Below are 14,413 nucleotides of genomic sequence, written 5' to 3' on the forward strand. Positions count from 1 at the left end.
GGTGCTGGTCAACATTGATCCAGTCAATATGAGAGCATGACCACATGTCCGAGCACCAACTGCTGACGACCAACGAGGTGGCGCATCGCCTGCGCATCAAGCCGGAGACGGTCTATGCGTACGTCAGCCGAGGGCTGCTTGACAGGGTCAAGGTGCCTGGCGAGCGGATCAGCCGATTTCGGCTGGCCGACGTCGAGCGGCTGGCAGCCCGCACCCAGGCGACCCGGCCGGAACGCGATGCCGCGCCGGCGATGCGGACCGCCACGACGCTGATCGCGTACGGGCGGCTCCACTACCGAGGGCTGGATGCTGCGAAGCTGGCGCCGATGACGCCGTTCGAGGAGGTCGCGCGATGGCTCTGGACGGGAGAGCGGCACGCGACGCCCTTTGCGGCGTCCGCAGAGACCATCGAGCGGGCGAGACGGGCGAGCAGCCACCTGCCGGCCCAGGCCCGGCTCTTCGACCGGCTGCCGGTGATCGTCGCCGTCGCGGCCGCGATGGATCCGCTGCGTTTCGACCTGGCGCCCGCCACCGTGACGGCTCTCGCGCCCGCGCTGCTGTCCACCATGGTCGAGGCCCTGCCGCCCGCCGGCGAGGCAGCTCCCGACGACGGCCTGGCGGCACGCCTGTGGCGGCGGCTGACGGACGAGCCGGCGACCGTGGCCGGCCTCCGGGCGCTCAACGCCGCGCTCGTCCTACTCGCCGATCATGACCTGGCCGCTTCGACCATCGCGGTACGGGTAGCGGCCTCGACCCGGGCGAACCCCTACGCGGCGGTGCTGGCGGGCCTCGGCGCGCTGGACGGGCCGATGCATGGAGCCGTGGGCACCAGCGTCTACCGGATGATCGAGGCGGCGCTGCGGGAGGGGACGTCGGCCGCGATCGCCGAATGGTTCCGGACCGGTGGGCTGCCCGGGTTCGGGCATCCGTTGTACCGGGACGGCGACCCGCGCGGAGCGGTCCTCCTCGATCTCGTTGCGGAGCTGCCGCTCGCGGGTGAGCTACGGCGAGCCGTCGACGACCTGATCGACACGGCGGCGCGACGGGCCGCCCTGCCCAATGTCGACTTCGCCGTCGCGCTGTTGGCGCATGCGACCGGCATGGGTCCGGGCGCCGGTGAGGTGATCTTCGCGGTCGCCCGGACGGCGGGCTGGATCGCGCACGTTATCGAGGAGTACGCCCAGCCGGGCAACCGGTTCCGGTGGAACAGCGGCTACACCGGGCCACCCCCCGCGTCCGCGTGAACTCCTTCCCCGGGCTGACTGCGGCGTGCGGCGATTCCGCCCGGTCCGCCGCCCCGCCTGCTAGCACACCAAGGGCATGATCAGGCGTCTGTCCACAGGGCGGCGCTCCGTCCACAGGACGAACATCCGGACCTGAGCGCACCACCGGTCGGGCCTAGCCTCGCGTCGTGTCAGACGACGAGGAGAGCCTGGTGGGACGGCGGTTGTCCCTGCTGTTCCAGCCGAGATCGCGTCACGAGCCGGCCTGGCCGACCTTCGATCTGGTCCCGGCTGCGCCGCGGCGCGACGCGGGGCCGCATGCTGTGCCGGGGGAGTCCGACGCGAGCGTGGCGCCCGCAGCCGGGCCGGTGCCGAGCTCGGCGCTGATGGAATCGGACGCCTCGATGCCGATTGCGGCCGGGCTCGCCGAGGCCACCCTCGCTGCCGAGCCCGAGCAGGAGTCGCCCCGTCCGGGACGGCTCTCCCGGCTGCCCGGTCCGGGCGCCTTCGACCCCGGCCGGCGAGGGGTCCGGGCCCTCGCGGTCGTCGCCGCCGTCGTGGTGCTGGTCGCCGGGGTCTGGGCCTGGCGGTCCCGGCCGCAGGCCGAGCCGGTCCGACCGGTGTCGACGGCCACCGCACCGGACGAGGCGCAGCCGACCCCGGCCGCACCGGCCGGGGCGAGCGGCGAGGTGGTGGTCGCGGTCGCCGGCAAGGTACGCCGTCCCGGGCTGGTCCGGCTGCCGGCCGGCGCGCGGGTTGGCGACGCCGTCGAGGCGGCCGGCGGCGCACTGCCCGGGGTGGACGTGGCTCTGCTCAACCCGGCCCGCAAGCTGGCCGACGGGGAGCTGATCCTGGTCGGTGTCACCGCGCCACCCGGCGCAGCCGGGCAGCCGGGCGCGGCGGTGGGGCCGGCGGTCGACGGCGCGGCACCGGGTGGGCTGGTCGACCTCAACACCGCCACCTCGGACCAGCTCAAGACCCTGCCCGGGGTCGGTCCGGTGCTCGCTCAGCGGATCATCACCCATCGCGAACAACACGGGCCCTTCCGGTCGGTGTCCGACCTGCGCCAGGTCTCGGGCATCGGCGACACCCGGTACGAACAGCTCAAGGACCTGGTGACGGTGTGACCGGGCAGACCGGCGCTGATGCGTCCGGCCCGGCCAGCGGTTCGGCGGCTTTCGACCTGCGATTGGCCGGGCTGGCCGTGGCCGCCTGGCTCGCAGCCCTGGCCGCGCTGCACCTCACCGCGACGACGGCCGGCGTGCTGGCCGCCGTCGCGGCCGGCCTCGCCCTGCTCACCGGTGCCCACCTCCTCGGCCTCCTCGGCCGGCCCGCCGGCACGGCCCGTCGGTACGGCTGGATCGCCGTCGCCGTGCTGCTCGGCCTGGTCTGCGGCGCGGCCGCGACCGCCGCCCGGCTCGCCGTCCGGGACGCGGCCCCGATACGAGAGTTGGTGGATGCGCGGGCCGTGGTCGACGCCGAGCTGGTCGTCCGGAACGACCCACGGCCGACCCGGGGTGCCGCCGGCCGGCCGGCCACCCTGCTCGTGCGGGCCGACCTCGTTCGATTCACCTCCCGGGACGGCCGACGGGTGACCGCGCCGGCCCGAGTGCTGGTGCTGGCCACCGATCCGGCATGGCGCGGGTTGCTACCCGGTCAGCGGCTGACCGCCGAGGGGCGGCTGGCCGCTCCCCGCGGTGGGGACCTGACCGCAGCGGTGCTCATCGCGACCGGTCCGCCCGCGCCGCACGGGCCGCCGCCGTGGCTCCAGCGGGCTGCCGGCGCGCTCCGGGCCGGTCTCCAGCGGGCCTGCGAACCACTCCCCGACGAGCAGGGCGGTCTGCTGCCCGGGCTGGTCGTCGGGGACACCAGCCGGTTGGCGCCCGCCGTCGAGGAGGATTTCCGGGTCACCGGGATGACGCACCTGAATGCCGTCTCCGGCTCGAACGTCGCGATCATCGTCGGCGCGGTGCTGTTGCTCGCCCGGTGGGCCCGGGTAGGTCCCGGCGTGGCCGTCGTGCTCTGCGGGCTGGCCCTGATCGGTTTCGTCGTCCTGGTCCGGCCGGAGGCGAGCGTGCTCCGGGCCGCCACCATGGGTGCGATCGGTCTGGCCGCGCTCGCCGCCGGCCGACCCCGCGCCGCGCTGCCCGCGCTCTGCGCCGCGGTCGCCGTGCTGGTGCTGGTCGACCCGCAGTTGGCCAGGGACGTCGGCTTCGCCCTGTCCGTGCTCGCCACCGCCGGGCTGTTGCTGCTCGCCCCGGGCTGGCGGGACGCCCTGCGCCGCCGGCGCGTCCCGCCCGGGTTGGCCGAGGCGCTGGCGGTGCCGGCGGCCGCGCAGGTCGCCTGCGGCCCCGTGATCGCCGGCATCTCGGGGACGGTGAGCCTGGTCGCGGTGCCGGCGAACCTGCTGGTGGTGCCGGCCATCGCGCCCGCCACCGTGCTCGGTGTGGCCGCCGCCGTCGTCTCGCCGGTCTGGCCGGCCGGAGCCGAGTTCGCCGCCTGGTTGGCGAGCTGGCCGGCCTGGTGGTTGGTGATCGTGGCCCGGTACGGGGCAGCACTGCCGGCCGGGACGCTGCCCTGGCCGAGCGGGGTGACGGGTGCCCTGCTGCTGGCCGGGGTCACCGTGGCGTTGCTGCTCGCCGCCCGGCGGCGGGTGCTGCGGCGGCTCGTCGCGGTGTGCGCCGCCGCGGCGCTCCTCGGCACGCTGCCCGTTCGGCTGTTGGCGAGCGGCTGGCCCCCGCCGGGCTGGGTGGTGGTCGCCTGTTCGGTCGGGCAGGGAGACGCGCTGGTGCTGCCGGTCGGCGCCGGTCAGGCGGTGGTCGTCGACGCCGGACCTGACCCGGCGGTGGTGGACGGCTGCCTGCGCCGGCTCGGCGTACGCGAGATTCCGCTGCTGGTCGTCAGCCACTTCCACGCCGACCACGTGGCCGGGATCGCCGGGGTGTTCCGGGGTCGCCGGGTGGCGGAGGTGCTGACCCCGCAGTGGTCGGAACCGACCTACGGGTCATTTCAGGTGGGTCTCGCCGCACGGGCCGGCTCGGCCGGTGTGATCACCCCGGCGGTGGGTTGGCGCTGGCGGGCCGGGGAAGTGGAGTTGGTCGTCCTCGGGCCGCCGTACCTGTTGCGGGGCACCCGGTCCGACCCCAACAACAATTCCCTGGTGCTGGCCGCCAGCGTGGCCGGGGTGCGGATCCTGCTGTCCGGCGACGCCGAGACCGAGGAACAGCGGGCGATGCTGGAGCATGCTCCGCCCGACGCGTTTCGTGCCGAGGTGCTGAAGGTCGCCCACCACGGCTCGGCCTACCAGGATCCGGAGTTCGTGACGGCGGTTCGTCCCGCCGTGGCGCTGGTCTCGGTGGGGGTCGACAACGGTTACGGGCACCCCAACCCGGGGATGCTCGCCCGCCTGTCCGGCGCCGGCGCCCGCGTGCTGCGGACCGACACGGACGGCGACCTGGCAGTGGTACGGGACGGGCGCGGGCTCGCGGTGGTCGCGCGAGGTGCCCGTCCGGAGCGGTAGAACGCGAAGGCGATACGGAGTTCGAGCTGCCTTGTTGGGGTATAAGGTGGATCGACTCAAATGTCTGGATTTGCGCTGAGTGCGGGCTGTGGCGTCACAGTCACGGATGAGCAGGCACGATCCGGCCGAAGGCCGTGCGAGTATGGGCGACGTGACCCCCGCCAGCCTGCCCCCTATTCTGCTCGTTCTCGGTGACGAGGAGCTGCTCGCCACGCGCGCGGTCACCGAAGCCGTCGCCCGCGCTCGCGGCGTCGACCCGGGGGTGGACGTCCGCGAGTACCAGGCCGCTTCGCTGACGGTGGGGGAGATCGCCGAGATGCTCAGCCCGTCGCTGTTCGGCGGGCACCGGGTGCTCGTGCTCCGGTCCGGCCAGGACGCCCGCAAGGACCTCGTCGCCGCGCTGCTGGCGTACGCGAAGACCCCGGACCCCGACGTGCAGTTGGTGGTGCTGCACCTGGGCGGCGCGAAGGGCAAGGCGTTCGCCGACGGGCTGCGCGCGGCGGGCGCGACGGTGGTGCCGGCGGCGAAGCTCAAGGGGCACCGGGATCGGGTCGCCTTCGTGCGGGACGAGATCCGCGCCAGCGGGGGCAAGTGCACCGAGGACGCCGCCGAGGCCCTGATCGCCGCGGTCGGCACCGACCTGCGGGAGCTGGCGGCCGCCAGCTCGCAGCTCGTCGCGGACACCGACGGGCGGATCGGGGCGGACACCGTGGCCCGCTACTACCGGGGCCGGGTCGAGGTGAGCGGCTTCACCGTGGCCGACGCCACGATGGTCGGTGACGTCCCCGCCGCCCTGGAGGCGCTGCGCTGGGCGCTGCACGTCGGCGTCGACCCGGTGCCGATCGCCGACGCGCTCGCCGACGGCGTGCGTACGGTTGCCCGGGTCGCCTCCGCCGGACGGGGCAGCCCGTATCAGCTGGCCAGCAGCCTGGGCATGCCGTCGTGGAAGATCGAGCGGGCCCAGCGGCAGAGCCGGGGCTGGAGCCCGGAGGGTCTGGTCGAGGCGATGCGGGTGGCCGCCGAGTGCAACGCGGCCGTCAAGGGAGGCGCCGACGACCGGGCGTACGCGCTGGAGCGGGCGGTGTTCGCCGTCGCCGCGGCCCGGCAGGGCGGGGCGCGGTGACCCGAACAGCCCGGTCCTGGGTGACCGTCCCGACCGGCGAGGAGCGGTGCCGTCCGCTCTACGCCCGGGTGCTCGGGCTGCGCTTCGTCAACCCGGGCGGGGTGCTCTGCTTCCTCTTCTTCGAGGGGGCGGTGGCGCTCGCCCTGCTGCTGGCCCTCGCCGAGCTGGTCAGCTGGTGGGCGGTGCCGATGCTGCCGGCCGTGGTGGCGGCGATGGTGAAGCTCAACGACCTGGTCGCCGAGGTGGTGATCCGTACCGCAGCCCAGGTGCCGGAGCAGGAGCGGGACCGCTTCCGGCGGCAGATGGAGCCGGTGGTCGGGCGGGCCCGCGTACCGTCGGCGGGGGAGCGCTGGCCGGACCGGCGCGGGGAGCCGTTCCGCTGACGGACTCGCTGGTCGCGCGCCTCGCGGGAGGCTCATGAGTCAGAAGCAATATGTCTCTGAGTCATATTCGCGCGGACACGGATCGAACCGGCTACGAACGCCGGTCAGCCGCCCAGGGCCGGGAGCCGGGACGGGCCGAAGGCCCCGGCACGCAGACAGCGGCCCCGGAAACACCGAAAGCCGGAAGCCCCGGAGTGGGTACCCCGGGGGCTTCCGGTCAACGCTGAGGGCGCTCGTCAGGCCGAGAACGAGGCGACGCGCTGGGCGATCGCCGACTTCCGGTTGGCCGCCTGGTTGGCGTGAATGACGCCCTTGCTGGCAGCCTTGTCCAGCTTGCGGGAGGCATCCCGCATCAGGGTGGTGGCCAGCTCGGTGTCGCCAGCCTCGGCAGCCTCGTTGAACTTCCGGATGGCGGTCTTCAGCGACGACTTGACCGACTTGTTACGCAGCCGGCGCTTCTCGTTCTGCCGGTTGCGCTTGATCTGGGACTTGATGTTCGCCACGCGACAGCCTCGTCTTGATAGCTCGGGTTGGTCTGCTTCCGCGCTCGACGAGCATGCGTCATCGCCGCGCGAAAAGTCAGGCTACCAGGTCGGCTCGGGCGAGCCAAAACGGCTCAGGCCCAGCCGCTCCGGACGGCCGGCCAACCGTGCGGCGCGGGGTGGCGTGTCGGTCCGCTCTGCCAGACTGCCAGGCCATGAGGACCGACGACTTCTGGCAGCTGATCGACCAGGCCCGCACCGGCGCCGGGGCGGAGTCTGACGCGGTCGCCGCCCGCGCGGTCGCCCTGCTCGCAGAGCGGGACCCGGCGGAGATCGTCGGGTACGCCCAGCACCAGCAGCGGGTGCTCGCCGCGTCCTACCGGGTCGACCTGTGGGGTGCGGCGTACCTGATCAACGGGGGTGCCTCGGACGACGGCTTCGAGTACTTCCGGGGCTGGCTGATGACCCAGGGCCGGGCGGTCTTCGCCCGGGCGGTCGCCGATCCGGATTCCCTCGCCGAGCTGCCGCAGGTCCGCGCCGCGGCGCTCAGCGGCGAGGAGTTCGAGTGCGAGGACATGCTGGCGGCGCCCTGGGAGGCGTACCGAACGGCGACCGCGGCCGAGTTGCCGGCGGACCGGGACCCGGTTCCCGTACCCGACCTGAACGACTTCTGGGACTTCGACGACGAGGAAGAGGCGCGGCGGCGGCTGCCCCGGCTCGCCGCCCTGTTCCTGGAGCCACCGCAGGAGTGACCGGGGAGGACCGGTGTCCCAGGCGACGTGGGAGCATAGAGGGGGCCGGCGTCGTGTCGGCCCGCTCACGTCAGCCGACCAGAACGGACTGCTGTGCCACCGACGCTCGATCCCGGCGCGAACGCTCCTGGTGCCACCGACCCGGCGCGGATCAGGAACTTCTGCATCATCGCTCACATCGACCACGGGAAGTCGACCCTGGCCGACCGGATGCTGCAGCTCACCGGCGTGGTCGACCCCCGGCAGATGCGCGCCCAGTATCTCGACCGGATGGACATCGAGCGCGAGCGCGGCATCACGATCAAGAGCCAGGCCGTACGCATGCCGTGGACGATCCGGGAGGGCGACCGGGCCGGCGAGGCCGCCGTGCTCAACATGATCGACACACCGGGCCACGTCGACTTCACCTACGAGGTGTCCCGGTCCCTCGCGGCGTGTGAGGGCGCGGTCCTGCTGGTCGACGCCGCGCAGGGCATCGAGGCACAGACCCTGGCCAACCTCTACCTGGCGCTCGAGAACGACCTGCACGTCATCCCGGTGCTCAACAAGATCGACCTGCCGGCCGCCCAGCCGGAGAAGTACGCCGAGGAGCTCGCCCACCTGATCGGTGGCGACCCGGCGGACTGCATCAAGGTCTCCGGCAAGACCGGTGAGGGCGTGCCGTACCTGCTGGACGAGATCGTCCGGCAGTTCGTGCCGCCGGTCGGTGCGGCCGAGGCCCCGGCCCGCGCGATGATCTTCGACTCGGTGTACGACGTGTACCGGGGCGTGGTCACCTACGTCCGGGTGATCGACGGCAAGATCGAGGCCCGGGACCGGATCAAGATGATGTCCACCGGCGCGGTGCACGAGCTGCTGGAGATCGGCGTCATCTCGCCCGAGATGGTGAAGGCCGACGCGCTCGGCGTCGGCGAGGTGGGTTACCTGATCACCGGCGTGAAGGACGTCCGCCAGTCCCGGGTCGGCGACACGGTCACCATCAACTCCCGGCCGGCCACCGAGGCGCTCGGCGGCTACAAGGACCCGAAGCCGATGGTCTACTCGGGCCTCTACCCGATCGACGGGTCCGACTACCCGAACCTGCGCGAGGCGCTGGACAAGCTCAAGCTCAACGACGCCGCGCTGACGTACGAGCCGGAGACCTCGGGCGCGCTCGGCTTCGGCTTCCGCTGCGGCTTCCTCGGCCTGCTGCACCTGGAGATCATCCGGGAGCGGCTGGAGCGGGAGTTCAACCTCGACCTCATCTCCACCGCCCCGAACGTGGTCTACCGGGCCATCCAGGAGGACGGCGAGGAGGTCGTGGTCACCAACCCGAGCGAGTACCCGACCGGCAAGATCGCCGAGGTGTACGAGCCGACCGTGCGGGCCACCGTGCTCACCCCGAACGACTACGTCGGCGCGGTGATGGAGCTTTGCCAGGGCCGCCGGGGCAGCCTGCTGGGCATGGACTACCTCTCCGCCGACCGGGTGGAGCTGCGCTACACCCTGCCGCTGGCCGAGATCATCTTCGACTTCTTCGACCAGCTCAAGAGCCGTACCAAGGGGTACGCCTCGCTGGACTACGAGCCCGCCGGCGAGCAGTCGTCCGACCTGGTCAAGGTGGACATCCTGCTGCACGGCGAGCCGGTGGACGCGTTCAGCGCCATCGTGCACAAGGACAAGGCGTACACCTACGGCACCACGATCGCGGCGAAGCTGCGCACCCTGATCCCGCGCCAGCAGTTCGAGGTGCCCATCCAGGCCGCCATCGGCAGCCGGGTGATCGCCCGGGAGACGATCCGCGCCATTCGCAAGGACGTGCTCGCCAAGTGCTACGGCGGTGACATCAGCCGTAAGCGAAAGCTGTTGGAGAAGCAGAAGGAAGGCAAGAAGCGGATGAAGATGGTGGGCCGGGTGGAGGTCCCCCAGGAGGCCTTCATCGCCGCGCTCTCCTCCGACTCGGGAGACGGCAAGCCCGCCGGCAAGAAGTAGCCGCACCGTCCGCCGACGCACGGCCGGCGCCCCGCCATGGTGACCCGTACCCCGGGTCGCGCGCGGGGCGCCGGCCGTTTCGCGTACCCGTCGGTTTGGGTTCTCCGCGGCCCGGGAACTTACCGGTCACGACAGGAACCACGCAGGACGTGGGTAACTTCTTGGGAGGAGACGACCATGACCATCACGGGCATCATCTCCGCGCTGATCGTTGGTCTGATCATCGGCGCTCTGGGTCGCCTGGTCGTTCCGGGGCGCCAGGGAATGCCGATCTGGCTGCACATGGTGATCGGTGTGGGGGCCGCGTTGCTCGGCACCGTGCTCGCTCGGGCCGGGGGTTTCGCCGACACCGCTGGCATCGACTGGCGTGAGCTGCTGCTTCAGGTGGTGCTGGCCGCCATCGCGGTGGCCCTGGTGTCCGGCGTGGGCCGCCGGCGCGGCGTCTCGCGCTACTGACCCCCGAAACGCGCCCAGCGGGGCGCCCGACCGTCAGGTCGGGCGCCCCGTCGGCGTCCGGAGGTCCGGTTGACCGCATCAGATTCGCCTGGCCGGCACTCCTGTCGCATCGATGGGTGTTGCGATACGGTCGCACGTCATCCCGCTCTTCCTGATGATCCAGCGGCTCGGGCTCTACAACACCCTGCCCAGCCTGATCCTGACCTACCTCGGCTTCTCGCTGCCGTTCGCGGTCTGGATGCTGCGCGGCTTCGTGGCCGCGGTGCCGAAGGAACTGGAGGAGGCCGCGGCGATCGACGGGGCCAACCGCGTCCAGACCTTCCGCCGGATCCTCTTCCCGCTGGTGGCGCCCGGCCTGGTGGCGACCAGCATCTTCTCCTTCATCACGGCCTGGAACGAGCTGATCTTCGCGTTGACCTTCATCAACGACCAGCACCGGTACACCCTGCCGGTGGCGATGACCTTCTTCTTCGGCCGGGACGACACCGCCTGGGGCTCGGTGATGGCCGCCTCCACGCTGTTCACCCTGCCGGTGATCGTGTTCTTCCTGCTGGTGCAGCGCCGGATGGTCGCCGGCCTGGTCGCCGGCGCCGTGAAGGGGTAAGGAGGGGCCCTTGTTAACGCCTGCGGTAGAGCAGGGGCCCCTGTTAACGCGGTTTCGGCGGGGGCGGCGGGGGTCCGTACGCTCACTGCCATGACAGGCAGGCTGGCTGCGGTGAACCTCGGCGTGGTTACCGAGGCGGAGTGGGCGGGCGACGCGAGCGGCCGCAGCGGGATCGACAAGCGGCCGGTCGACGGCCCGGTGTCGATCCGGTTCGACGGGGTGGCCGGCGACTTCATCGGGGAGCGCGCCCACCACGGCGGCCCCGACCAGGCCGTGTACGCCTACGCCGAGGAGGACGCCGGCTGGTGGGCCACCGAGCTGGGCCGGGCCCTCCGACCGGGCGCGTTTGGCGAGAACCTCACCACGTACGCGGTGGACGTCACCGGGGCGGTCGTCGGGGAGCGGTGGGCGGTTGGCTCCGCCCTGCTCCAGGTCACCAAGCCACGCACCCCGTGCACCACGTTCGCCGGCTTCTGGGGCGTGCCCGATCTGATCAAGCGGTTCACCGTCCGGGCCGCGCCCGGGGCGTACCTGCGGGTGCTGCGGGAGGGCGAGGCCGGCGCGGGCGACCCGGTCGAGGTGGTGGACCGGCCGGCGCACGGGGTGACCATCGGCGAGGTGTTCCGGGCGACCACTTTGGAGCCCGCGCTGCTGCCCCGGCTGCTCGACGTGCCGGAGTTGCCCGAGCCGCTCCGGGACAAGATCCGCCGCCGGCTCGGCGCCGCCCGCTCCTGACCCCGTGCTGCCGCCTCCGCGGCCGACCCCGGCTCGGGTCGGGCCGACACCCGGCCCCGGGGGCAGCAGGCCGGCACCGGCCGCGGATCAGGCCGGCCCGGTCGGTCAGGTGTCGGCGAAGACCTCCGCCAGCACCTCGGTCGAGGCCGCCCGGCCGTCGCGCACCCTGTCCCAGGTGCCGTGCTTGGCGGTCCACTCCAGGTCACCGAAGCGGACCAGCTTCACGCCGTGGTCGTCGGCGTGTGAGACCAGCCAGTGCGCGTACCGCCAGCCGTTTCGGCTGTTGGTCGCCGGGACGGTGAAGTCGGTGAGGTCGGTTGGCGCGGTGAGGTCGTGCAGGCCCCAGTCCAGGGCCAGGCTCTCGACCAGGGCGGCCGCCGCGGCCGGGCCGCGCATCGAGGGCGTCGAGCCGACCGTGCAGGCCACCGCGCCGGTGGCGTGGCCGAGCAATGCGCGGGTGAGCACCTCGGACTCGTCCGCCCACTTCTCGTACGCCTCGGGGTAGGCCGACCGCTGCACCCGCTGGGCCGCCTCGGTGACCCGCATCTTCTCCCAGCCCTTGACCTTCTTCAGCGCGGTGTAGAACGCGTTCGCCGCGAAGCGTGGGTCCTGTACCTGCTCGGGGGTGCCCCAGCCCTGGCTCGGGCGCTGCTGGAACAGGCCCAGCGAGTCCCGGTCGCCGTGCGCGATGTTGCGCAGGTGCGACTCCTGGTAGGCGGTGGCCAGCGCCACCACCACGGCCCGTTCGGGCATCCGCCGCTGTGCGCCGATCGCCGCGATGGTGGCCGCGTTGGCCATCTGTTCGGCGCTCAGCACGACCTCGCCGTCGGCCTGCACCGTGCAGGTGCGGCTGGCCATCATCGGAAGGCGAAGGTGCTGCCCGATCTGCTTGGTGACGAACCAGATGCCGAGCAGCGCCGCCACGGCCACCACCACACCAGCTGCCATGATCGCTGTCCGAGTTCGCACCCGCACCTCCTGCCCCGACAGTCCGACCAGCGTACGTCTCCCGACGGGTGGTCCGGGTCGGCCGACCGGCCTCCTCCCGACGTGTCACCGACCGGCCACCGACCGCACCCGCCCGTCCCGGTGTCCGGTCCTAGCTCGCGCTCTCTGCCGGACCACCGTCGACAGCGGCCACCCATCCTGCCAATCGCTTTTCGCGGAACGCCGCCACGCCCTCCCGGCCCTCGTCGGAGAGGAAGTACCCGGTGGAAACGGCGCCCAACTCGGCGATCTCCGCCCGTAGGTCGGTGGCGGACGGCCGGCGCAGCAGCTCCTTGGCGCCGGCGAGGGCCTTCGGCGCGCCTCGCACCAGCGAGGCGCAGTAGCGTGCCACCGCCTCGTCCAGTTCCTCCGCCGGCACGGCGGCGGTGACCAGGCCGATCTCGGCGGCCCGCCGGCCGTCGAAGGTGTCGCCGGTCAGGTACAGCTCGGCGGCGGCCCGGGAGTGCAGCCGGGGCAGCACGGTTGCCGAGATCACCGCCGGGATCACCCCGATCCGGACCTCGGTGAACGCGAACGTCGCCTCCTCGGCGCAGACCGCCAGGTCGGCCGCGGCGATCAGGCCCAGCCCGCCCGCCCGGGCCGGCCCGGCCACCTTCGCCAGCACCGGCTTGGGGCACTCCCGCACCGCCACCAGCACGTCGCCCAGCATGCCCGCCGGCACCGTCCCGCTGGCGTACGCGGCGGCGGTCTCCTTCAGGTCGGCCCCGGAGCAGAAGACTGGGCCGGTGTGGTCCAGCACGATCGTCCGGACGGCGTCGTCGGCGACCGCGGCGGCCAGCCCGGCCAGCAGCTCGGTCATCAGCAGGGTGGAGAGGGCGTTGCGGTTGTGCGGGCTGTCCAGGGTGAGGGTGGTCACCCCACGCGCCGTGGCGACCCGCACGAGAGCATCCGGAGAGGTCATGCCGGGCACACTAGTGGCCATGCCCGGCGCTCTTCCAGAAGGCGAACCCGTCCCGGTCGACGGGTCGCTGCCCACTGCCGCCCTGTCTACCGTCGGCGCGCGCGGCTTCGGGGTGTATGTGCACGTCCCGTTCTGCGCCAGCCGCTGCGGCTACTGCGATTTCAACACCTACACGTCGGCCGAGTTGGGCGGCGGAGCCAGCCGCGAGTCGTACGCCGAGACCGTGCTGGCCGAGCTGGCGCTCGCCGGCCGGGCGCTGGGCGACACCCCGCCGCCCCGGGTGGACACCGTCTTCGTGGGCGGCGGTACGCCCACCCTGCTCCCCGCCGACGACCTGGCCCGGATCCTGGACGGCATCGACCGCACCTGGGGGCTGGCCGCCGACGCCGAGGTGACGACCGAGGCCAACCCCGAGTCCGTCACGCGTGAGTCGCTAAAGGCGCTGCGGGCGGCCGGCTACACCCGGATCTCGCTGGGCATGCAGTCTGCCGCGCCCGGCGTGCTGGCGGTCCTGGACCGGCAGCACAGCGCCGGCCGGGCCACCACCGCTGCTCTGGAGGCGCGGGACGCCGGGTTCGACCACGTGAACCTGGACCTGATCTACGGCACGCCGGGGGAGCGCGCGGAGGATTTCGCCGCCTCGCTGGACCAGGTGGTGGCGGCGGGCGTGGACCACGTCAGCGCGTACGCCCTGATCGTGGAGGAGGGCACCCGGCTGGCCGCCCGGATGCGCCGCGGTGAGCTGGCGTACCCGAGCGACGACGTCGCGGCGGACCGCTACCTGGCCGCGGAGGCCGCCCTCGACGCGGCCGGCTTCTCCTGGTACGAGGTCTCCAACTGGGCCCGCTCCGAGGCGGCCCGGTGCCGGCACAACCTGCTCTACTGGGCCGGCGGCGACTGGTGGGGCCTCGGCCCGGGGGCGCACAGCCACGTCGGCGGGGTGCGCTGGTGGAACGTCAAGCACCCCACTGCGTACGCCGGACGCCTGGCCGCGGGGGAGTCACCCGGCCTGGCCCGGGAGGTGCTCACCCCCGACGAGGCGCACATGGAGGACGTGATGCTGCGGCTGCGGCTCGCCGAGGGCCTGCCGTTGGAGGTGCTGGACGAGGCGGGTCGCGCCGGCGCGCAGCGGGCACTGGCCGACGGTCTGTTGACCGCCGACGGGTACGCGGCCGGCCGGGCCGTGCTCACCCTGCGCGGCCGGTTGCTGGCCGACGCGGTGGTTCGCGACCTGCTGCCCTGAGCGGTGACGGAC

Annotated in this window: 13 protein-coding genes and 1 pseudogene; 11 read left to right on the top strand and 3 right to left on the bottom strand. The window is 73.0% G+C overall.

Annotated features, from left to right (window positions below):
• Positions 1–44 precede the first annotated feature (44 nt).
• The 5 genes from AB0C02_RS23585 (at position 45) to AB0C02_RS23605 (ending at position 6,249) form a co-directional block, all read left to right on the top strand.
• Positions 45–1,244, top strand: coding sequence for a citrate synthase (locus AB0C02_RS23585; protein WP_357550958.1), 1,200 nt, complete (start codon positions 45–47; stop codon positions 1,242–1,244).
• Positions 1,245–1,411: 167 nt separating this feature from the next.
• Positions 1,412–2,350 carry a helix-hairpin-helix domain-containing protein gene (locus tag AB0C02_RS23590; protein ID WP_357550959.1) on the top strand — a complete coding sequence of 313 codons (939 nt, stop codon included), beginning with the start codon at positions 1,412–1,414 and terminating at the stop codon, positions 2,348–2,350.
• Positions 2,347–4,743, top strand: coding sequence for a ComEC/Rec2 family competence protein (locus AB0C02_RS23595; protein ID WP_357550960.1), 2,397 nt, complete (start codon positions 2,347–2,349; stop codon positions 4,741–4,743). Before AB0C02_RS23590 ends, AB0C02_RS23595 begins: the two co-directional genes overlap by 4 nt.
• Before the next feature lie 142 nt (positions 4,744–4,885).
• Entirely contained in the window at positions 4,886–5,866 is a 981-nt protein-coding gene (gene holA, locus AB0C02_RS23600; RefSeq protein ID WP_357550961.1) for a DNA polymerase III subunit delta, read from the top strand.
• Entirely contained in the window at positions 5,863–6,249 is a 387-nt protein-coding gene (locus AB0C02_RS23605; protein ID WP_357550962.1) for a hypothetical protein, read from the top strand. Before holA ends, AB0C02_RS23605 begins: the two co-directional genes overlap by 4 nt.
• 236 nt (positions 6,250–6,485) lie before the next feature.
• Here AB0C02_RS23605 and rpsT read toward each other — a convergent pair whose 3' ends face one another.
• Positions 6,486–6,752 (bottom strand): 30S ribosomal protein S20, encoded by a 267-nt coding sequence (rpsT, locus tag AB0C02_RS23610; RefSeq protein ID WP_357550963.1) that lies wholly within the window; start codon positions 6,750–6,752, stop codon positions 6,486–6,488.
• A 194-nt stretch (positions 6,753–6,946) separates the two neighbouring features.
• Here rpsT and AB0C02_RS23615 point away from each other — a divergent pair, with 194 nt between their 5' ends.
• From AB0C02_RS23615 to AB0C02_RS23635, 5 genes and pseudogenes are all read left to right on the top strand, one after another.
• Positions 6,947–7,483 (top strand): DUF4240 domain-containing protein, encoded by a 537-nt coding sequence (locus AB0C02_RS23615; RefSeq protein WP_357550964.1) that lies wholly within the window; start codon positions 6,947–6,949, stop codon positions 7,481–7,483.
• 93 nt (positions 7,484–7,576) lie between these two features.
• Positions 7,577–9,454 carry a translation elongation factor 4 gene (gene lepA, locus AB0C02_RS23620; protein ID WP_357550965.1) on the top strand — a complete coding sequence of 626 codons (1,878 nt, stop codon included), beginning with the start codon at positions 7,577–7,579 and terminating at the stop codon, positions 9,452–9,454.
• A 177-nt stretch (positions 9,455–9,631) separates the two neighbouring features.
• A complete protein-coding gene (locus AB0C02_RS23625) occupies positions 9,632–9,910 on the top strand; it encodes a GlsB/YeaQ/YmgE family stress response membrane protein (RefSeq protein ID WP_357550966.1) in 279 nt (92 codons plus the stop codon).
• A 103-nt stretch (positions 9,911–10,013) separates the two neighbouring features.
• Positions 10,014–10,514: pseudogene (locus AB0C02_RS23630) on the top strand (carbohydrate ABC transporter permease); the annotation flags it as partial.
• A 90-nt stretch (positions 10,515–10,604) separates the two neighbouring features.
• The gene (locus tag AB0C02_RS23635; protein ID WP_357550967.1) at positions 10,605–11,249 is read left to right on the top strand and encodes an MOSC domain-containing protein; all 645 of its coding nucleotides are present in this window, start codon (positions 10,605–10,607) and stop codon (positions 11,247–11,249) included.
• Between the two features lie 105 nt (positions 11,250–11,354).
• Here AB0C02_RS23635 and AB0C02_RS23640 read toward each other — a convergent pair whose 3' ends face one another.
• Positions 11,355–12,224 (bottom strand): hypothetical protein, encoded by an 870-nt coding sequence (locus tag AB0C02_RS23640; protein ID WP_357550968.1) that lies wholly within the window; start codon positions 12,222–12,224, stop codon positions 11,355–11,357.
• A gap of 124 nt (positions 12,225–12,348) precedes the next feature.
• Entirely contained in the window at positions 12,349–13,158 is an 810-nt protein-coding gene (locus AB0C02_RS23645; protein WP_357550969.1) for an enoyl-CoA hydratase-related protein, read from the bottom strand.
• 19 nt (positions 13,159–13,177) lie between these two features.
• On the opposite strand from AB0C02_RS23645, the gene hemW reads away from it, so the two are divergent.
• Positions 13,178–14,401, top strand: coding sequence for a radical SAM family heme chaperone HemW (hemW, locus tag AB0C02_RS23650; RefSeq protein ID WP_357550970.1), 1,224 nt, complete (start codon positions 13,178–13,180; stop codon positions 14,399–14,401).
• Positions 14,402–14,413: the final 12 nt, after the last annotated feature.

This window comes from Micromonospora sp. NPDC048999, assembly GCF_040649295.1.
Lineage (GTDB): Bacteria > Actinomycetota > Actinomycetes > Mycobacteriales > Micromonosporaceae > Micromonospora.